The organism is Haladaptatus rarus (genome assembly GCF_054177585.1).
In genome coordinates this window covers 646,612-665,577 of sequence record NZ_JBPEHG010000002.1, presented here as the reverse complement: position 1 = coordinate 665,577, position 18,966 = coordinate 646,612, and the positions used below count along the sequence as shown (strand labels likewise).

18 protein-coding genes and 3 pseudogenes are annotated in these 18,966 nt (G+C 57.6%); 6 read left to right on the top strand and 15 right to left on the bottom strand.

Annotated elements, in window-relative coordinates:
- Positions 1-253: 253 nt before the first annotated feature.
- Positions 254-628, bottom strand: coding sequence for a CBS domain-containing protein (locus tag ACR3FE_RS08760; protein ID WP_458206699.1), 375 nt, complete (start codon positions 626-628; stop codon positions 254-256).
- Positions 629-973: 345 nt separating this feature from the next.
- Between ACR3FE_RS08760 and ACR3FE_RS08755 the strand changes: the two genes are divergently transcribed.
- Positions 974-1,372: a cupin domain-containing protein gene (locus tag ACR3FE_RS08755; RefSeq protein ID WP_458206698.1), complete on the top strand. Its 399-nt coding sequence runs from the start codon at positions 974-976 to the stop codon at positions 1,370-1,372.
- A gap of 211 nt (positions 1,373-1,583) precedes the next feature.
- Here ACR3FE_RS08755 and ACR3FE_RS08750 read toward each other — a convergent pair whose 3' ends face one another.
- Positions 1,584-2,168: a DUF7978 family protein gene (locus ACR3FE_RS08750; protein WP_458206697.1), complete on the bottom strand. Its 585-nt coding sequence runs from the start codon at positions 2,166-2,168 to the stop codon at positions 1,584-1,586.
- Between the two features lie 470 nt (positions 2,169-2,638).
- Here ACR3FE_RS08750 and ACR3FE_RS08745 point away from each other — a divergent pair, with 470 nt between their 5' ends.
- Both ACR3FE_RS08745 and ACR3FE_RS08740 read left to right on the top strand, forming a co-directional pair.
- Positions 2,639-3,193 (top strand): dihydrofolate reductase family protein, encoded by a 555-nt coding sequence (locus ACR3FE_RS08745; RefSeq protein WP_458206696.1) that lies wholly within the window; start codon positions 2,639-2,641, stop codon positions 3,191-3,193.
- 115 nt (positions 3,194-3,308) lie between these two features.
- Positions 3,309-3,608: a hypothetical protein gene (locus tag ACR3FE_RS08740; protein WP_458206695.1), complete on the top strand. Its 300-nt coding sequence runs from the start codon at positions 3,309-3,311 to the stop codon at positions 3,606-3,608.
- On the opposite strand, the pseudogene ACR3FE_RS08735 reads toward ACR3FE_RS08740, so the two are convergent.
- From ACR3FE_RS08735 to ACR3FE_RS08700, 8 genes and pseudogenes are all read right to left on the bottom strand, one after another.
- Positions 3,605-4,066: pseudogene (locus ACR3FE_RS08735) on the bottom strand (RNA-guided endonuclease InsQ/TnpB family protein); the annotation flags it as partial. The gene ACR3FE_RS08740 and the pseudogene ACR3FE_RS08735 sit on opposite strands and share 4 nt — an antisense overlap.
- 239 nt (positions 4,067-4,305) lie before the next feature.
- Positions 4,306-5,082: pseudogene (locus ACR3FE_RS08730) on the bottom strand (nuclease/transposase family protein); the annotation flags it as partial.
- A 756-nt stretch (positions 5,083-5,838) separates the two neighbouring features.
- Entirely contained in the window at positions 5,839-6,366 is a 528-nt protein-coding gene (locus ACR3FE_RS08725) for an MBL fold metallo-hydrolase (protein ID WP_458206694.1), read from the bottom strand.
- 547 nt (positions 6,367-6,913) lie between these two features.
- Positions 6,914-7,705, bottom strand: a complete 792-nt coding sequence (locus ACR3FE_RS08720; protein WP_458206693.1) for a helix-turn-helix domain-containing protein — start codon at positions 7,703-7,705, stop codon at positions 6,914-6,916.
- A 12-nt stretch (positions 7,706-7,717) separates the two neighbouring features.
- Positions 7,718-8,362 (bottom strand): helix-turn-helix domain-containing protein, encoded by a 645-nt coding sequence (locus tag ACR3FE_RS08715; RefSeq protein WP_458206692.1) that lies wholly within the window; start codon positions 8,360-8,362, stop codon positions 7,718-7,720.
- A gap of 94 nt (positions 8,363-8,456) precedes the next feature.
- Positions 8,457-9,242 carry a hypothetical protein gene (locus ACR3FE_RS08710; protein ID WP_458206691.1) on the bottom strand — a complete coding sequence of 262 codons (786 nt, stop codon included), beginning with the start codon at positions 9,240-9,242 and terminating at the stop codon, positions 8,457-8,459.
- Positions 9,243-9,247: 5 nt separating this feature from the next.
- A complete protein-coding gene (locus ACR3FE_RS08705; protein WP_458206690.1) occupies positions 9,248-9,721 on the bottom strand; it encodes a cupredoxin domain-containing protein in 474 nt (157 codons plus the stop codon).
- A gap of 693 nt (positions 9,722-10,414) precedes the next feature.
- A complete protein-coding gene (locus ACR3FE_RS08700; protein WP_458206689.1) occupies positions 10,415-10,597 on the bottom strand; it encodes a hypothetical protein in 183 nt (60 codons plus the stop codon).
- A gap of 421 nt (positions 10,598-11,018) precedes the next feature.
- On the opposite strand from ACR3FE_RS08700, the gene ACR3FE_RS08695 reads away from it, so the two are divergent.
- The gene (locus ACR3FE_RS08695) at positions 11,019-12,866 is read left to right on the top strand and encodes a cation:proton antiporter domain-containing protein (RefSeq protein WP_458206743.1); all 1,848 of its coding nucleotides are present in this window, start codon (positions 11,019-11,021) and stop codon (positions 12,864-12,866) included.
- A gap of 18 nt (positions 12,867-12,884) precedes the next feature.
- On the opposite strand, the gene ACR3FE_RS08690 is transcribed toward ACR3FE_RS08695, so the two are convergent.
- From ACR3FE_RS08690 to ACR3FE_RS08680, 3 genes are all read right to left on the bottom strand, one after another.
- Positions 12,885-13,655, bottom strand: coding sequence for a hypothetical protein (locus ACR3FE_RS08690; RefSeq protein ID WP_458206688.1), 771 nt, complete (start codon positions 13,653-13,655; stop codon positions 12,885-12,887).
- A gap of 85 nt (positions 13,656-13,740) precedes the next feature.
- Complete coding sequence (locus tag ACR3FE_RS08685) at positions 13,741-14,052, bottom strand: HalOD1 output domain-containing protein (protein ID WP_458206687.1); 312 nt, start codon at positions 14,050-14,052, stop codon at positions 13,741-13,743.
- Between the two features lie 167 nt (positions 14,053-14,219).
- Positions 14,220-15,647 carry an aryl-sulfate sulfotransferase gene (locus tag ACR3FE_RS08680; protein ID WP_458206686.1) on the bottom strand — a complete coding sequence of 476 codons (1,428 nt, stop codon included), beginning with the start codon at positions 15,645-15,647 and terminating at the stop codon, positions 14,220-14,222.
- A gap of 254 nt (positions 15,648-15,901) precedes the next feature.
- Between ACR3FE_RS08680 and ACR3FE_RS08675 the strand changes: the two are divergent.
- Positions 15,902-16,950 (top strand): annotated as a pseudogene (locus ACR3FE_RS08675) (RNA-guided endonuclease InsQ/TnpB family protein).
- A gap of 240 nt (positions 16,951-17,190) precedes the next feature.
- Here ACR3FE_RS08675 and ACR3FE_RS08670 read toward each other — a convergent pair.
- Positions 17,191-17,586, bottom strand: a complete 396-nt coding sequence (locus ACR3FE_RS08670) for a helix-turn-helix domain-containing protein (protein WP_458206685.1) — start codon at positions 17,584-17,586, stop codon at positions 17,191-17,193.
- A 140-nt stretch (positions 17,587-17,726) separates the two neighbouring features.
- Between ACR3FE_RS08670 and ACR3FE_RS08665 the strand changes: the two genes are divergently transcribed.
- Positions 17,727-18,206, top strand: coding sequence for a histidine kinase (locus ACR3FE_RS08665; RefSeq protein WP_458206684.1), 480 nt, complete (start codon positions 17,727-17,729; stop codon positions 18,204-18,206).
- A gap of 43 nt (positions 18,207-18,249) precedes the next feature.
- Here ACR3FE_RS08665 and ACR3FE_RS08660 read toward each other — a convergent pair whose 3' ends face one another.
- Positions 18,250-18,966 carry a DICT sensory domain-containing protein gene (locus ACR3FE_RS08660; protein WP_458206683.1) on the bottom strand — a complete coding sequence of 239 codons (717 nt, stop codon included), beginning with the start codon at positions 18,964-18,966 and terminating at the stop codon, positions 18,250-18,252.

The window sequence follows — 18,966 nt, the reverse complement described above, 5'->3', positions numbered from 1 at the left end:
GGCGTATTTTCGGTTGGACGAAGGCTCTTTTCGGTTGAATTGTCCTATCTGGTGGTGTTCCTCATCCGCCAAGATATACCCGGCACAGCCCCCGGAATCCCCGGTTCTCCTGTGATCTGGATATCGATCACGATGGCTCTGCTGAAATAGTCAAAAACGCGTCAGGAATAGGATACTGAAGTGAAAGGATGTATCCAGATGCTTCGCTGATCACTGTCTGCCGACTAGTCCCACGAAGAATAGCGGAGTAGAGTTATGAGAGGTGCGCAGTGACGTCGGTCGAAGAGACCATCCCGACGTATTCATCGTCGACGACCGGGAGGTGTTTGATACCGTAGGTGGTCATCATGGCGGCGACCTCCTCCATATAGAGATCCGGTGTGGCGGTCTCGACGCCGGTCGTCATTACGTCGGCCACCTGTAATTCCGAGGTCTCGCGTCCGTCGGCGACGGCGTCGATCACGTCCGTACTGCTGATGATCGCCCGGGGGGTGTTTGGAACGACCAACGCACTAATGTCCTTCTCTCGCATCCGCTGTGTGGCTTCCATTAGCGTCGCATCCTTTGCAATAGTCTCTAGTGGCGTTGACATCATGTCTTCCACGGTTGTTCTGTCATCAGAACTCATACCACAGTAAACGGATTCAAACGTTATGCATGTTCCCCCGACCCCTCGCTCCGTGCTCGCTCTCTCCGCCGTGGCTTTTCTCAAACGAGTATGCTGCGTGCGGAGGGCACCACTATGGCTGAAGGCAAACGTGAGAGATGCGGTGTGTATGCAGCACGAGTACAGAGACTTCCCAGTTCCTGTCAGAAGCGGCGTGCTGCATAGAGAGGATACATTCAGCAGGATTACGGCGGTTTCAGAATAAAACACGGATATCTGTTTATACTAAGCCAGCGTATCCATCTTATGGTGCGGAATAGTTCTCAGCCAGATGAATCGAGAGTGATTACTAGACCTGGTATCAAAATGTCACTGCTCGCCACCAGTGACGATACCGACGGTGCGTGGAGTCTCATCGAAAACGAGGTCAATCCCGGCCAAGGTCCCGCACCCCATTGGCACAAGGAGATGATTGAGGGATTCTACATTCTAGAGGGGGAGGTCGATTTCGAAATCGATGGCGAAGACCGGCGGGCAGGGCCAGACGAATTCGTCTTAGTGCCACCTAGGAGGGTCCACACGTTCACCGTCGTTTCGGACGAACCGGCGAGGTATCTGATCCTGGTCTCGCCTGGTGGACTCGAAGAATACTTCCAGGAAATGCAGGAGTTGAGAGCCGGAGTAGATGAGTGGCCCCCGTCTGATATGGCCCCCGTCATTGAGGTGATGGAACACTACGACACCTACCTCCCACCCGTTGAGTAATACGTGCCAATCGCCAATCCCGCATTCCAGTGTCTCGGTTGGTGACCGAGTCGCGCCCTGTATCTTGCAGTGGCTCAGCGAACTACTGAGTAGCAGTCACAAACGCTGTGCTGAATAGAGAGTATGTCTCGCCAAGGGCTCGTCTCTGCACCGGCTGCCTTGTGACTCGAATCGCTTATCCGTCCCGATTGAGGCGACGAAACTGGATGTCTTAGAGTAGCGGTGATTGGGCGACGATCGCGCCGAGCGTCCCGAACACCAGCGGGTAGCCGACGACGACGAACGGCCAAAACTCCACGGAGAAATAGGTGCCCGGATTCATCCTCATTCCTCCACCGGCTTTGCTGGTGTTGATTGCGAAGAGGGATGCTGAGAGGATTGCGGTCGGGACGTAGCCGACGGCGAGATAGCTGCCGACGGCCAGCGCGACGGGGGAGGAGTCGGCCGACAGGACAACGATGGCCGCACCACCCAAGAGACACGCAACGACAGGGACGAGATAGAGCCACTCGTAGCCACCGACGACACCGACTGTGGTACCACCCGACAGACCCGCCCCGCGGAAATGGGCGTTCACCGGCATAAAGTGAGCGTTCAGCAGAACCCAGCCGACTGCTTTCCAGACGGGCTGGCCGGCGTCCGTGTACGCCAGCCATAACATCCGCGCTTCTCCGGAAGGGTCGCGACTTGGTTGCAGTATCCGTGACAGTAACGGGATGGTGGCGAGGCCGACGAGGAGATACGAGAGTAGGTACGTCCCGATACCAGCACCGATACGGCGAAGACCACGGCTCATAGTTGCATCATCGGAATAAACTACAATAAATATCAGACAAATAATTGACTGGATGCCGGGGAGAAAGGAGAACCTGACACAGTCGACCGTGGTGAACCCCACTGCTACCACTATCAATTCCGCTACGACGAACTGTGGCCTGCTCGCCCAATTAATCCACGCCCTGTTGGTAGCATAGCCACCGCAAACCATTCTAAGGTTGACAGAACCCACGCGATACATTCGCGCTGTGTATTCAGCACGGGTACGATGACCTTTCCGGTCGCTGGCAGAAAAGCCGTGCTAAATACAGAAGATGCATGCAGCAGAGCGGTATCTACAGATGAAATAAACCTGGTTCACGTAGCGGCGGTCCCATCCGGAGTCGTGGCTGCCTTCGAAAAGGTGCGCAACGGAGATACAGACCGTCTAATCAGTTTCCGTCCACTCTGGCGTCCATATTGATTAGACGCGACGATCAAGAGGATTCCATGGCCAACCTCATCTACGCCATCAACCCATCACTCGACGGCTACATTGCCGACGAGAACGGCAACTTCGACTGGGCAGAGCCATCTGAAGACGCGCATGCCTTCTTCAACGACCTCCAACAATCGGTCGGCACCTTCCTTTGTGGCCGTCGCATGTATGAGACGATGCGGGTGTGGGACACCTTTGACCTCGATGACCTCTCCGAGGTACAACACGAGTTCGCCGAGGCGTGGCGGGATACCGACAAGGTCGTCTACTCAACCACCCTGGACACCGTGCCGGAACCGCGGACTCGCCTGGAGCGGACGTTCGACCCCGAAGTGGTACAGACCATGAAAGACCAAGCCGACCGCGACCTGCAAATCGGTGGTGCCGGCCTCGCTGCCGAGGCAATCCGGGCAGGTCTGGTCGACCGATATCTACTGCGCTTGATCCCGACGATTGTCGGTGGGGGAACCCGAGCCCTCCCCGACGCAGCGCGGGTCGACCTCGCTCTCAACACGACACGTCGTTTCGACGACGGCTCCGTCCTCGTCGACTATAGCCTCCGATGACCAAACCAACCCCTAAAAGGCAGCGGGAGAGACCACCAGTCACGGTGGCAGATCACGCACGTCGGTTTATCACTCGTGACAAAGTATTAATAGCTCTCTTTCATCTCACCAGTTAATGCAGAATAAGAAATTACCACAGATATTCATGAATCCCCTCGTCGGGGCGTCCTTCCTCGTCCTCATGGGCGGATTCGTCGCCACAATCGTTCTCTGGAACAATCCCTACCGCTGGCCCTTTATCGAATTGGGACGGCAAACGGTGTTTCTCTTCGACTGTCGAACCCTCAGTTGCGCTCCACTCGCCTTCGGCGCGGGAATTATCTACACGTACTTGTGCGCGGTCGGCGTGGGAAACGCAGTCAGCAAGCTACCACGCCCTTCAGGGCGTGGCATTCAGCGTGGACTCCCGTTCTAACCGCTGAGGGCGGTCGGCGAGTACTCGCCGTTCACGGTCATCATCTCGCTGTTCAAGCGCACGCCTACGGGTGCGCCTCCGCGACCAGACGTTTGCTGGTCGCGGAGATACTTCAGACCGATATTCTTCGCCGCGTTATAATCCGCGTGAACCTCGTAGCCGTACCTCAAACACTCGAACTCATCCTGTCCATTGTTGTGTGGCCGATTGTCTTCGTGGGAGAATCCACATTTTGAGCACCGCTGACTCGTGTACGCCGGGTTAATCTGCTCCACCACAAGCCCTTCTGACTCGGCTTTGTACGTGACGTACTCGAACAAGCGGTGAAACGCCCATTTGTGAACCGCTTTCGCGTGCGGCAGGCGCTCTCGGATGCCTTTCAATTGCTCGAACACGATGTGCGTACACTCGTTCTCAAGGGCCTCCTCAACCAGTTTATTCGACACCATGTGTAAGAGGGTACTGTCTAGTTAAGCGATTCTGGTGTAGAGTGGCGTTTCAACGTCTCTCCCGTGAGTGGTTAACGAATCCCTCTCGTCTCATTATGACGAGGTTTTCGGCGAAGCAATTGAATTCAGTCTTCTCACGGTGCAGCCGATCTCACCCTCAAAAATCAGTTACTACGAACAGTGCATAAAATCCCCTCCATCTTACCGCTGTCGCTTGGTTTTCCCTATCTAGACAGTGCCTGTAAGAGTTGCTCGAAGCGGCCAGTTTGCTTTCGACCGACTCGCTGGACGTTCTCGTGTGCCCAGCGAGTTCCGACTTGTTGCAGGTCGCCACGACGCTTTTCGTATTCTCGATGCCAGTGGTTGAGGTCGCCGCCACTCCAGAACGTGCCGGTTGAGGATGTTGCGATGTTTGCAATGCCGAGGTCAACACCAAGGACGGAGACGTGCTTGGCATTGCCTTGTCCGGCATCATCGTTCTCCACGACGGGCTTTGTCCGCACGTGAAGGTAGAAGCAGTCCTCAATCGTCTCGTAATGCAGCGTCGCCCCTTTCACCTCGTAGTCATCGTTGAACAGGTACGCCGAGTGCGGTGTGTCACGAGACGCATCTGGCAAGATGAATTCAGCGGTCACTCGTCCATCGATCGTGGCGAGTGTCACGTGGTCGTCGTTGACCGTGACGGTTCTCGCGTCGTAGCTGGCGAACCGTGCGGTGAACTCGGGCTTGGACGCTTTCTTCCCTTGTTTCCAGCGTTGGACGACACCATCGACGGCTTCTGCGGCGCGATTGCGTGCCGTTTGCACGAGGTTGGCTGGAAGCGGCGAGTTTTCGCGCACGGCGTAGTAGGTGCGGTCGTGGAGTTTGGCTTTGCTGGTGAGTTTCCACTCTGGTTCCCACGCGACGTCGACGACGTAGTTGGCAGCGTCGAGGAAGTGGTCGGTGGTCTGGTGGAGGAGGGCAGCGGCACGCTCGGCCAACTCGAGTTTGATGGGCACGGTGCGAGTGGTTGAATCCTCCACCATCTGTGTTTCATATATGAAAGGATGTATTTATTATAATTCTGGCTGACGTGGGGGAGTCAGCCTGCCAGCGAGGAGTGATAGTGCCAATCGTGTCGGCTTCCTCCCGCGCCTGAAGACGCGGGTTTCCGCCTTGCAGTCAGTGAATAATTCGACACGATCGCCTTTGATTACAGTTCGTTCTCCCTCCTGTTCGGATTTTTGATACCCTCGGAGTGATTGGGGCTGAAAGCTTCTACGAACCAGTGGTCTCGTGTGGGTGACGCTATGGGTTTTGGAAGAGATTGTCAGTGGAGTGTGGGCTGCAACCGGGCCAGAAATCGTCCAGCAAGCCAGCGACGGGGTTGGAGGAAACCTCCTCCGGATTCTCGTCGCTGGAGTCCTTTTTTACTATCTGTGGACTGTTGGGGCGGCCTACGTCGACGACGAACGAACTCGTCATCGACCGTTACCCACTAGTAACTCGTTTGGTGTTAAGTTCCCACCACGAATCAAGCAGTTCTTCCGCCAAGATGCTTATTGAGGAGAGGGGATCTACATGTGTCCTCCCACAACAGAGGGATCGTGGAGGACATGAGCCGCTTTACTCGCCCGTCAGAGTAGGTCTTCTCTCCCCAACCATCCGTGCACGAGAACAAGACCGACGAAGAGGAGTCCGGATGTCTCTGCGATTGGGAGCCACCACGGAACTGCTACTTTCTCCAGGAGTTGAACGCCTTGACCAGACTCAACGGTTTTCCAACCGGTTTAGCGTGTTCATCAGGGGCCATCTGGAGCCCATGGCGGCAGCTCAAGTGCTCGTTCGTAGGCAGCCCGGTCGTGTACCGGCTCTCCGTGCGAGATGATTACGTACTGGAATGGAAGGTCGAGCAGCGACCGAAGCGCGGGAAGCGCGCGCTCATCATGCCAGGGTGTCCACCAGACTCGCAACTCACCGTCTCGTTCGGTCAGCGCATCGGCAACAACCAGCGTGCGCCGTTCCGGCACCCAGAGTGGTGTTTCTTTCCGCCACCGACCGTCATACTGAGCGAGAAGCCCACCAGGGAGCTCACTGTTGGGATAGACCGGCTCGAGGTCAGTCTCCGGAATATTGTCGCGCCAGAAGAGCTCTGGACCGAACGCTCGAACATCATAGCGGCGCTTGAAGAGGTCGACATCGCGGACGTGATCCGGTTTGAGGACAGCGAGAAGAGTCGGTGGGTGGGCGTCGAGCCTGTCCCAAAAGGTGGTTGTATCGTCGGGCGGGGCGATTGGGTCAAGCAACGCAACCTCTCCTTGTGACTCCACGCACGTCGAAGTCACCACCGGCTCCCAATCACACTCAGAATTCCAATCAGGATGCTGGACTCGCCATATCCAGAGACCCTCAGTGACGTCTCGTATCTCTACAAGCTTGCCACGCGCGGGGCTCATAGCTCCTCTTCGGACGGGATTTTATTCATCTGTTGAAGATTATCCTCCGGAATGCTAATAATGACTGCTTCACACGGCTGATACTGCCAGAAAGCGGTAGGCCCATGATGACCGAGGTAGGCGATCTCACTGCCAGGATATGGGCACTTGCCTACACCCCCGACTATAAATTCTCGCTGTGCTGGCTGACGGCCAGCAATCTTCTTCTGTGTGCTGGGTTTTGCCATTCCAAGCATCTGTACGTACGGTATCCATATAGTTTGGTGCTTGTACTATTACAAACTGAATGGATAGAGACTTACACCGACAAGATGAACTCCCTCGTCAAACTTTCCTCTGTGCCCTGACAGTACAGCCAACGAGCAAAAGAACAATTGATTCAATAATGATCGGGGGACGACTTGATAGTTTCAGTGACAGATTAGTCTTCATTGGACAGCCTGTCTGACAGGTCTGTCACAGCTTGATTGTCAGCGATTTGCTCGTCGGGGAGTGTAACGTCTTGAGCAACCACGACTGCCCACGCTTCGGCGCGTCGAAGCCGATAGCGAAGCGTCGTCAGGGGCATCTCAAGCTCGGCAGCGATGTCTTCAAGTGACGCCTCACGGGGATACTCGTAATAACCAAGCCGCATGGCAGTTTCGAGCGGTTTGCGCTGCTTGCAGGGAATGTCGGTCTTGCAGGACTGATGACCGTACCGCCATTTTTCAGGTGCCCCGACGCGACGGACTGTGAAGGAAACATCGGCTGGGAGGTCGCTCTGGATTGTGTCCTGGAACGCTCCGAGATCTCGATTAGCAGGGACGAGGACGCGCCACTTGTAGTGCGGCCCATGCTGCGTTGCATGGAACACGAGCCCGTCACCGAGGATTGATACTGCGAGTGCGGAGACTGAGTAACAAAAACTCTCTTCAGCCGTTGACCGGTAGATGGTGCAAGCGGTCGGTTCACGTTCGAGTACTTCGTACTCGTGCTGAGCGTCACATGCCGGGTGAGGATAAATGCACTCGTTGCAGATGTCTGGGTCAAGATAAACGGTTTCGAGTGCATTGAGCGCGTCTTCAGGACCCGTTACGCGCTCAACTCGCCAACTGGTGTCAGGAGATACCGAAATGGCAAGGGAGGTCGCCACCAGATCTGGGTAGTCGATGAAGATATCTCTCAACGGATAGATACCTCGTTTATGGGTGAAGCGGACGACGTATTCGCGCATGCCTGTAACAACCTACCTTGTTTTCTCGTACGTCGCCGGTTCACGAAGGAACTCTTTGATGATCGCGCCTTCAGCCCGGTGGAGAATCCCACTTGCTGTTGCTTTGTTGACTCCGAATGCGTTCGCAAGGTCTGTGAGCGAACATCGTCGTGGGTTGTCGTAGTAACCCCGTTCGAGCGCTTCGGTCATGAACTCACGTTGCCGCTCCGTGAGCAGCTCGGTAGGATCATGTGATTGGGTTACTGACAGGAGTTCATAGTTGACGTCGGTGGCATCTAACTGTGCTCTGAACTGTGACAGGCGGTCATGTGTCGTGGTGGACTCGGCGTGTATCCATCCGTTCCGAAGAATCAACGGATAGGGGGGTGGATTTCCTGACTCTCTGCCAGCCTGGCCTGCTTCCGGTTCCGAGTCCTGTAAAAACTGAACTACTGACGTACGGTCATCGGTGTGGAGCACTTCGTAGGTGAGCACCTCTGGGTCGTTTGCAAGAAATTCGTCGACGGTTTCCGGATCAAGCTTCTCAACCTCCACGAGCGTCATGTGTCCTGCGTCCGTTGAAAGAGATGTTAGTATCCGGAATGTGACGTCCGGATGTTCCTTCGATAAGTCGGCGAAACTTCCGTCCGCTTCGACCTTCATTCGTACCTTGGGCATATAGGAGAGGAGGTCGGCAAACTATTCAGTGATGACGCAAACATGTTTGCGTCTTCGACGGACTCTTCATTTCGATCAGTCCCTATGGATTCGCTCAGACTTCCTTCCAGCGGCTCACTTCACCTGCAACGATGAACCCAATACCCCAGAGGATAGCCAGCCCTCCCCATAACAGTCCGGCACTCGATGGGAGCGTAGGGTACACTGCTGATGAGAGCCCAAGGACGACGGCGAGTCCAGCAGCGCTCCAGAGCGGCACCCGCCACCCAGTCGGTTGCAAACCGGCGAGCAGTCCTAACAACAGGATGAGGCCAGTGTACGTGACCATATCAGCGTAATGTCCAAGTTGGGCGTGGACATTTCCCGACGCTTGGAGCAGGTACTGATTCGCCGCATAGACCGCGAGCGGAATCCCAGCAAGGGCAACCATACCGACGAGGAGTGGACTTACCGATCCAGCGGTTCGGACGCGGAGAACATCTCGCCCTGCTGGGTGTAGCAGGACTGCAGTGACCAGCAAGCCACCCAGGAGTAGCGCAGGTGGGAAAAAGAACCCCGTGAGGACGTTGGCTCCGGTGATCACGATGTTGACGAGGAGGGCTTGCTGCATCGCTGCAACTCTCTTCTCGGGTTTGTAGATTTGCATCACTAATCCGATGAGAACCGACCAGAGCATCGTTACGAAAATAAGTTCGTGGAGGTGGTGGACGCCTGGATTGGTGTCGAACCAGCCGGTGAAGAAAAACACGAGTGTATCACCGAGGAATGCAGCCATTAGGCCAATAACCATCACCACGATCGCATAGAACGCGACGGTTCGAAGACCGCCAACCTGGCGTAACAGAGTCTTTGGGTTCGTCGATTCCGTATCGATTGACATCGTAACTACTCGCCCCCCGACTGCGATTCTGACGTCTCTTCGACCACAACCACACCAGTCATCGCTGCCTGCTCGTGTGGAATGCAAAAGTACGCGTACGTCCCGGACATCTCCAACGTGTGTTCGTACTCATCACCACCGTCGAGTATGCCGGCACCAGTTGAAGCGCCGTTTCGTGCGGCGGACTCGCTCGTGAAGCCACCGCTTGCAAAGTACGTCGAACCGGTGGGAAGCTTGTCTTCATATGCGGTCACCGTGTGAGGAGCATATCCCGTGTTCCGCCAGACCACGGTGTCGCCGACATGCACCGTCACAGTTTCCGGCTTGAAGCGGTTGGCGTCGGTCATCTTGACGAGCTCTCCATCACCGTCCTCGGGGTCAGTACCCGTTGTACCCTGTCCGACGCATCCAGCGACCGTGAGCCCGATGGCGATGGCGCCTCCGGCGCTCAGTTCTCGGAGAAATAGTCGCCGATTCATGATTCACTCCCCGAGAACGTGATGAGTTGGTTCCGTCTGAGACACTGTCGTGCAGAGCGTCGGTACTGTCGGTCAGCTGGTCGCTTATCTCGGACCATATGAGGGAAGAAGAGTACTTACGCCGTGGCCGTTCGCGCAAACATGTTTGCATCTCCTCGGCTCCTTCAACATGGGCGCTAGGTGCCGACCGCTCGGGATTTTCCGGGATAATTCGTCGTAGCAAGAGTTGAGACTCAGTCACTGATCTGAGTTGATATCTCGCTGTCTGGATAATCATATAAAGTAGTACAGCTCTACGACCGATTCCCCACCGAGAACAACCCCGTCAAACAGAGCCCAGTTGACGGAACAATGAGACTATTGGAGGGCAACATGTATGTGAGAATCACCATGTGACATGGCGCCTATGGAAGAACTGTAGATCCATGCCCGACGAAAATTCAGCTGAAACGGTTTTTAACCCCGCTGCCCATGAGGGGTCGAACGTTAATTGGACCAGGATAGAAGGGGTAGTGGGCGTCGGTGCCCTCCTCACCTCGTTCCTTTGGTTCCTCGGTATGCCCACTGGTATGGCCATCGGAATCGGATTTGGAACCATCCTCTTACTGGATTTTATTCGCCAACTACTATTCGGGTCGTCACGAGCAGAACACACCCACCTCAGTACGCCTGAAAGACCACGCACCTAGCGTTCTACGACGTATCGCGGTTGGTTTGTAACCCGAGCGAGAGCAGGATCAGCCCAAGACCGAGTGCGCCGAGCACCTTCGGCAGGGGCGAATCGTAGAGATACGGCAGTACTGGAACGCTCAGCAGAACGACCGTGAACGCGACGAGAACGACACCAACGTGCAAGACACCTCTCGGTTCGACCATCGTGAACGATAGTTCACGCAGAATGGATAGTGGTTGTTTCGCTCGTAGTGAATAGCGGTTTATATCGAGGGAATCCTGACGCCCACTACTTGGATGGTTTCCGGCAGGGGGCGCGTATCACTCGTCGGCCGAGTTCGACTCGTCACCCGATTCCTCGTCTGGAACGTCGAACAGTCCTCGGTAGACGAACGCCCACGCTTCCGCCCGTTTCGATCTGGGGTGTGGTATTGGCATAGTGTCTCTGCTCGTGTGGTCACGAGCTTTAGGCTAGCCTAAATCGTCCAGCAGCAAAAAGATTTGGTCGGCCACGAGACTTATCGATGCATCAGTTGACGTTCTACTGCTCACGAACGTCTATCTGGTGGATAGTTCGATCGGAGACAGTTCGTGGGGAAAGGGGGAACCCCGTCTTTACCGACAGATGGTTACAGATGTGTTGTTCGTCTCGGCGTCGATCATCTTCCTCGGAGCCGTCTCACGGCTACTCGCAGACCGGTACGGCGTCCCGAACGTCGTGTTTCTCCTCGGTTTCGGTATCCTGTTCGGCCCGGAAGGAGTCGGGGTGATCGACCCGGCTCTGTTCGACGACGCACTCGATACCATCGTCTCACTCGCGGTGGCGGTCATCGTCTTCGAAGGGGCGTTTCGACTCACCCTCGGCGAGATACGCTACGCTCCGCGGTCGGCACACCGGCTGGTGACGATCGGCTCTGCGATCACGCTCGTCGGACTGGGTGTCACGGCACACTATCTGCTCGACCTCCAGTGGAGTCTCTCGTTTCTCATCGCCGCGCTGCTGGTGGCGACCGGGCCGACGGTCGTCGAGCCGATACTGGAGCAGATCGAGGTCCGAGACCGTATCGAGACGACGCTTCAAACCGAAGGCATCGTCAACGACGTGGTCGCGTCGGTGCTGGGCGCAGTCATCTTCAGCGCGGCGGCACTGGGCCGAGAACCGGTTACGCGCGGCGGGCCAGTCGGACAAGAAGTCATCATCGAGTTCGTCATCCAGCTCGGTGTTGGCGTCCTCATCGGGATCGTTACGGCAGTCGCGGCGAGCTACGTGCTTCGGTATCTGAGCCGGACACCACAGGATTCGCGCATCACCGTGATCGCCATCGCGTTGCTCTCGTTCGCCATCGCCGATCTCTTCGCCTCCGAAGCGGGCGTCGTGACGGTCGCTGTCGCAGGGCTACTGCTGGGGAATGCGGAGATACCGTACAAGCGAGAGATCGCGGGCTTCAGCGGCGATATCACGGCCATCGTCCTGAGTGTCGTGTACGTCATCCTCGCGTCACTGCTCAGGTTCGAAGAACTCGTCGCGCTCGGCGTGGCTGGCATCGCGTTCGTGTTGGTTGTGATGCTGGTCGTTCGTCCGCTCGGCGTGTTGGTCTCGACCGTGAACTCCGCGTTCACGCGAAACGAACGGCTGTTCATCGCGGCTGTCGGCCCACGGGGAATCATCCCGGCATCGACCGCGACGCTGTTCTCACTGCAACTGGCGGCCGCTGGCGTCGCCAATGCACGAAGCGTCGTGAGCGTCGTCTTCCTCGTCATCCTCGTAACGGTCGTCCTCGAAGCGGGCGGCGCACCATTCATCGCACGAACACTCGACATCGTACCCATGACCATACTCGTGATCGGCGGCGGTCGAATCGGACGCACCCTCGCGAAGCGACTCGACGAGCGAGGTGAGCACCCTATCATCATCGAACGAGATCCCGAGGTCGTGACAGACCTCCGTGCGGAGGGCTACTCGGTCGTTCACGGCAACGGAACGAACGCTACCGTCCTCGAAGAGGCGGGTGCGAACGATGCGAAGATGGTCGTCGCCACGACCAGCGACGACGACCAGAACATCCTCGCGTGTCAGACCGCCCGCATCAAATTCGGTATCGAGGATCTCATCGCACAGGCGAACAGCGTCGAAAACGTGGCGGCGTTCGAAGACCTCGGTGTCCGGACCATCACGCCGACGCTGGCGACCGTCGACACGATGGACGATATGATCCTCCGACCGAGTCTCTTCGAGTGGCTCTCGGCGGTCGGCGACGAAAACGACATCTCCGAAGTCGTCGTCGGGTCGAACGAGGTTGCAGGGAGTACACTCGACACCATCTCGTTTCCGGACGGCAGTACGCCGATACTGGTCCAGCGAGACGGCGAGTACATCGTTCCACAGCCTGATGTCGTGGTTCAGAAGGGAGATCGAATCACGCTTCTCGGCACGACGGACGCCGTCGAGGCGGCGGTCGAATCGCTCCGGTGACGGTTCGGAGACGACGAGTCAGTTACCGTCATCGAACGCCGAGCGAAGCGTCCACGTCCCGCCGACGAAGAATGGAGACGCCGGAAACCCCGCGCCGCGCCAGAGCGCGTCGATAGGGTTGGCCAGTTCGGTTCGAACGTCGACATCGAAGTTCTGGAGGGAGACGGGAAACGGTGCAAGCACGGCGTCGCGTATCTCGCGGGGGTCGCCCGCCTCCGTGCCTGGGTCGAGGAGACAGCCCTCGGTTCCGTAGACGCTGACTGCGACGTGGATGGGTGCGGTCTGCTGGTGGTACGAGAGAACGCGAAGGTAACGACGGACACACTCGACCAGGCCGAGTTCGACCAGTCTACCATCGAGATGGGTCGGTTCGGTGTCCGATGTCGGTGCCACGAACGGCAGTGCCGAGACGGATTCGACGACCCCGTTCGAGAAGAGATGCGTGTAGCCGGTCGTACCGTCGTCTCGGTCGTCGGCCTCGACGTAGGCTCCGAACCCATCTGCCGTCCAGGTTCCCCGCACCTCACCACGCTCGCCGAGCACCGGCAGCTCCCGAGGTCGTGTCGGAGTCGCCTCCGGCAACACACCGTGTTCCGAGAGGTCGATGGCGTATCCATCGTCGTAGACGCCGGTCGGGACGACGTGCAGGACGATTCCTCGCGGCTCGTCGAAGTCGAACTCCCCCCGACCAGCCGCGATGGTTTCGAGGCGTCGTTCGTGGAGGGCCGTCGCCTGCTCGTTCGACCCGCCAGCGTACTTGGCCGCCTTGACCGCGTCTCGATAGCTCATCCGGTATGGAAACCAGTCTGTGAAAGCGGTTAAATGAACTGGTACGAAGCTGCCTCGCGATTTCGCTCAGCCTGTCGTCGAGTGCCTAAGCACCGAGCGCAGAAGCCAATTCACGAACGACGACGGTCTGATTCTGTCGTACCTCCACTTCGTACCCGGTGTACTCGAACGAGATGTACGGGAGGTCGTCGTCCCCTTGAAGTCGGCGCTCGCTCCAGAGGGCGTCGAGTGCATCCGGGTCGATCGCATCGTAGAGTGGTTGGAGATCCAACGGGTCGCGGGACGCAGCTTCGGCGACCGCCTCTACGACCGCATCGCTCACACGTTCGCTCGCTTCGATGTCGGTCTCGACCAGTACTGAACACGTCTCGATTGCTGAGTCTTCGTCCGTGATCATCGGTTGGGTGAAGTAATGGGCCAACAGTGAAATACTATTCGGCGCTGCGAGTCCCGAGGATGAACAGATGTGACCAGAATACACCACAGCTGTCGCAAGGTTGGGTGACTGGTTGACTGGTCGATTGAATGGTTGGCTGGCGACGATAGTAATCTAGGGGCGACGGTTCACTCGTCGTCCTCGGTCCCGACCCTGCCGACGGGGAGTCGTAGTCGGTAGCCGTGCCAGTAGGCTTCCGTGGTTCCCCATGCCGTGGTCGTACTCAAGATCACGACGAGCGCGAACACGTCATCCACGCCGACCCAGCCGGGAAGGACGTACAGTATCGCGTTGAGAACCATCGCTGGCATCGCTTCCTCGATGGCGTCGAAGGTTCGATCTACGCTGCCGAAGAGACTGACGCCATCCTTCTCGTCTGCTTTGGTGTCCTGGTCTTTCGCGGGGTCATCTCCGTCCGAGATCGGCTCACGGCCAGCGAGGTCTGCACGCTGGGCGCTCTCGCCACCGGCACTCTCGTCACCGGTGCCAAGCCGCTCGGCGTCGTAGGGGAAGTGGAGTTCGACGCTCCAGACCGTCTCGCCGTCTTCGTTTACCTCGACGACGCGGTTGCCATGCGTGTCCGTGATGAGGGTGTTCCCGTTCGGTAATCGGTCGGCGTCACGAGGCCACTGGAGGCGCGTGTCCTTCCAGACCCAGCTCTTTTTCCACTGGCCGTTCACTCGTTGAAACTCGACGATCCGGTCGTTGTGCGAGTCGGCGACGATGACGGCAGGGCCACCACGTTCCGGCGGGATGTAATCGGGGTTGTGCTGCCCGAACAGCCACCGATGGTTGCCTTCCGACCCAAGCGTCCACTCCTCGACCACGCCGGTCGTCCGGTTCAGGAAGATGACCTCGTCCTGATTGCGGATGCTGGCCATGATACGGCCATCGTCCAGTACTTCCACGTCGTTGATGTGCGTGAAGTCGTACGGATACGGGCCGCCGCTCTTGTAGGAGTAGTGCGAGAGCGCGTTCCACTCCCACGTGACGATGCCACTCGACGTGTTGACGACGAACACGCGGTCGCGTTCGATATCCGCGACCACGAAGTGCGTTCGGTTGATCTGGTCGACGTCGTGCCACCGGTTCGTGTACGGGAGTCGGGATCCCTTGTAGGTCGGGACGACACGACTGTAGAGGCGTGTCACGTGGTCGGTCGAGAGATTGAGGCGCTCGATGACGATTCGACGGCAGGCTGTCGCTCCGTCACACTGCTTCTTGCTCATATCCTCGACGCCGACGTAGGTGACCGTGTACCGGCCAGCGGGACTCGGATCGACATCCGAGTAGTAGTCAAGCGTGTCGTTGTAGTAGCGAACGACCCCGTCGGAGTCGAACGCGACGATCTTCGCGCCGACCGTCGGCGTCTTGTGGTCGGTGACGACCGTGAGTTCGTTCGGTGGAACGCTCTGGATGTCGCGTGGCCCGTCTTCCATCCCTGCTCGAATCTGGTTCGGCTCCGTCGCTCGAACGACGAATCCGGAGACGATGACGCCGGAGGAGATGACGAGGAGAATGGCGAAGAGAACGCGAACGTGGGTTCGGGCGACCATGCCCTAAGGATATGTTATACACTGTCATAAATGCAAGCCGTGAAAAGCCATCATCAGGGCGTATCGAGTAGTTAAATAGCATCCACGTCGGACGGAATTTGACTTCCACTCGTCGTCTGTTACGGAAGTGCAAGGAGAAAGCCCCGTGCTTTAGCGCGGGGATGAATCCGACACAACTCATCACGAACCATCATCAATAGCACGGCCTGATATTCCAATAGTTTCTTAAGATAGCGCACTCAATTACAACTGTAATGGTCACGGTGACTGTCACCGCGAAGTTCCATAACCCATCCCTCTCACGGCGGAAAGAGTGGCAACACGCCTCTCACCTCTACCGTGACACCAAACAATTCTGTATCGACGGATGGGAAAACGGAGACTTCGACAAGTCCGTGACCACGGCCAGCATTGACAACGACCTCTACTCGGCTATTCAGAATCAAGCCATTCGAGAGGCTAAATCCGACCACAGCAAGGACGGAGAGGTTCGCTACCGAGAGAGTCACCCGTTCGCCGTCAACAACCAGAACTGGGAACTCGACACGACTGAGAACGGCACGGTCGTCGTCGGCTTCCCGTGTGTCTCCCAATGGTGTACACGCCCCTCGAAGTGTACGACGACATTTCCGACCCCGTAGATCGACTAGTCGAGGGTAACGCCGACAAGACCCGTCTACAGGTCTACCGTCGCGGAGACGACTGGTATTGTACGTTCAACATCGAGTATGACACCGATACGTCGGGTGAGACGCCCATCGGTGTCGATATTGGTGAACGACACATCCTCGCCGTTTCCGCCTACGGTGAGGACGAGTCGATGCTGGTGTCGGGTGGTGAGGCGAAGTACGTTCGACGCAAATATCGTTCCCTCCGCGAGTCGCTTTCAGAAGCGGGTGCGCTTCGCGCACGTAACCGTGTGGGTGACAAAGAACAGCGTCGAATCAAAGACCTGAATCACAAACTCTCCCGTCGTCTCATCACGTTCGTGGAACAGTTCGAGAACCCCGTCATTCGGATGGAAAACCTCGAAGGTATCCGTGAAAACAGTTCGTGGTCGGGTGTCCACTCGTGGCACTTCCACCAACTCCAACAGTTCATCACGTACAAAGCCGAACGTGCTGGTATTCGCGTCGAGAAAGTTGACGCCTACCATACCAGCCAGCGATGTTCGGCGTGTGGTTCGATGGGAACTCGTGATGGCGACCACTTTTCGTGTTCGGAGTGTGGTCGTGGACGCTATGCCGACCTGAACGCTTCGGAGAATATTGCGCAACGGGAGGGTGAACCATGCACGGGCTAACGCTTCGGGCGAGTCGAACCGTGCTACCTCGCGGGCTGAAGAACCCGCCGTCGTTGACGCCTGTAGCTGACAGGGAGGAAGGCCCCATTGACAGGGCTGTACGCGCTGAAAAGCACGTCCTTGGTCACAACTGGACGGCGACCGTTGACGGCCCACGCGAAAGCGTACTTGAGGCCCGAGGAAATGCGCAACCTGAATATCCCCTTGGGGGAATCCTCGCCCTTTAGGGCGGGGAGGATGTCAACTACCTATCGAGGACGGTTGCTCTCCAAACTCGTCGATACGTGAATGCACGTATGCACACCACTCGTCCAGTGTGTGGTGCATCAGCTCTTTCGCCTCGTCCAGCGAGGTCGGTTCGTGGCGGTAGACGTGACCGCCACCGTCGAGAAGGTGTCGTCGCCTGCTGGCCAACCCCTTCTCACGGAGGGTCGAGAGCGACCGCGAGACGTTGGATCGGTCACGTCCTGTCGCCGTTGCCAGCTCCTCCGTCGTGCTGTTCGGACGTTCCAACAGTGCGAGATACGTCTTGCTCTCGTGTGGCTGGATGGAGAACACACACGTCAGGACGTTTTCGAACCCTGGCTCGTTGGCGAGCATCAGGTCCCGAAATCGCTGTGGGTCGGGGTCAGTCATGTGCGAACATTGGACATAGTGGACGATAAAAACCCCAGTTACCTGCGACTCACCGACGGTCGTGCGCGCCCATCGCACGTGCGTACGGGCCGCACACGCGCCAAATCTCCTTATCTTCATTCGCTGTACCGGCACATGCAATGGCGACAGAGACTACCACTGATCAAGTAACGGACGCTGAAACGACGAACGAAGGTGCGTGGCAGGCCGGTGTCCTCTCGGGCCTCGTCGCGGGAGCCGTGATGGGCGTCATGCTGACGATGCAGATGACCCCCGTCATCGAACACGCGATTCCGGCCCTGTGGGGCCTCGATGGAGGGTTCGCTGGATGGACGATCCACATGGTCAACTCCGCCATCTTCGGAGTGGTATTCGCCGCGATCGTGACGCTTTCGGTGCCCCGAGCCGCGAAATCCGTCGGGAAATCGACGGCGATCGGTGTCAGCTACGGCGTTCTTCTCTGGATCGTCGCCGCTGTCGTCGTGATGCCGATCTGGCTCCAGACGGTCGGCTTCCCTGCGGCACCCAGTGTGCCGAACATCAGCATGCAGAGCCTCGTCGGTCACGTCGTCTTCGGTCTGGTGCTGGGTGCGATCTACCCGGTGGTTCGAAATCGCTGACGTGCCATCCCACCCTCCTGCACTCTACAGACGAGAGCCGAACCTACTGACCGTACGTTCGTCGCAAGTAATCGAGTAGTTCGTCGACGGCGACCGGGTCGTACGTCCAGAAGCCGTAGAACTCACCCGGTTCCTGTTCTTCGGCCAACAGCGCACATTTTTGGAAGTCGTCGCCCCCTCCGTCGTAGACCAGAAACCAGATCGTCCCGATCTCGGTCGTCCGTTCGGCGTGGAGCGTCGTGTTCCGAAGTGCAGGTGGGTTCCAATCTGTACGACCGTAGATGTGGATGTCGAGACGCGTCTGGGTGGCGAGTCGTCGGTAGACCGGAAGCTGTCTGCGAAACGCCGAGAACGACTGAAATCCGACGTGTAGCTCACCGTGGCCGACGCGCCATGCCCGGTCTTCGATCTCGCGGCTCGTCCCAAGCATCTGTCGCTTGTCGAAGGACGCGAACAACAGTCGGTCGAAGAGGTCGAGCAGGTCGCGGAAGTTGGACGGGTCGTACTCGGAACTCCACGGCACCGAGATGGGCGGCGTGAAGAACTCTCGGAGGGACGCGAGCCCGATCGCACCTCGGAAGCCGTTGGAGTCACGGACGACGATGAAATCGTTCTCGCCGACGCTCCGGATGCGTTTGTACTGCACCGAGACGTTCTTCGTCCCGAACTGGTCTGCGATGTCGGTGTCCGGATCGCTGGAATAGACGACGAGCGTCTTCCGCTGCCGTTCTATCTCAGCGATCTTCTCCCGGAGGAACAT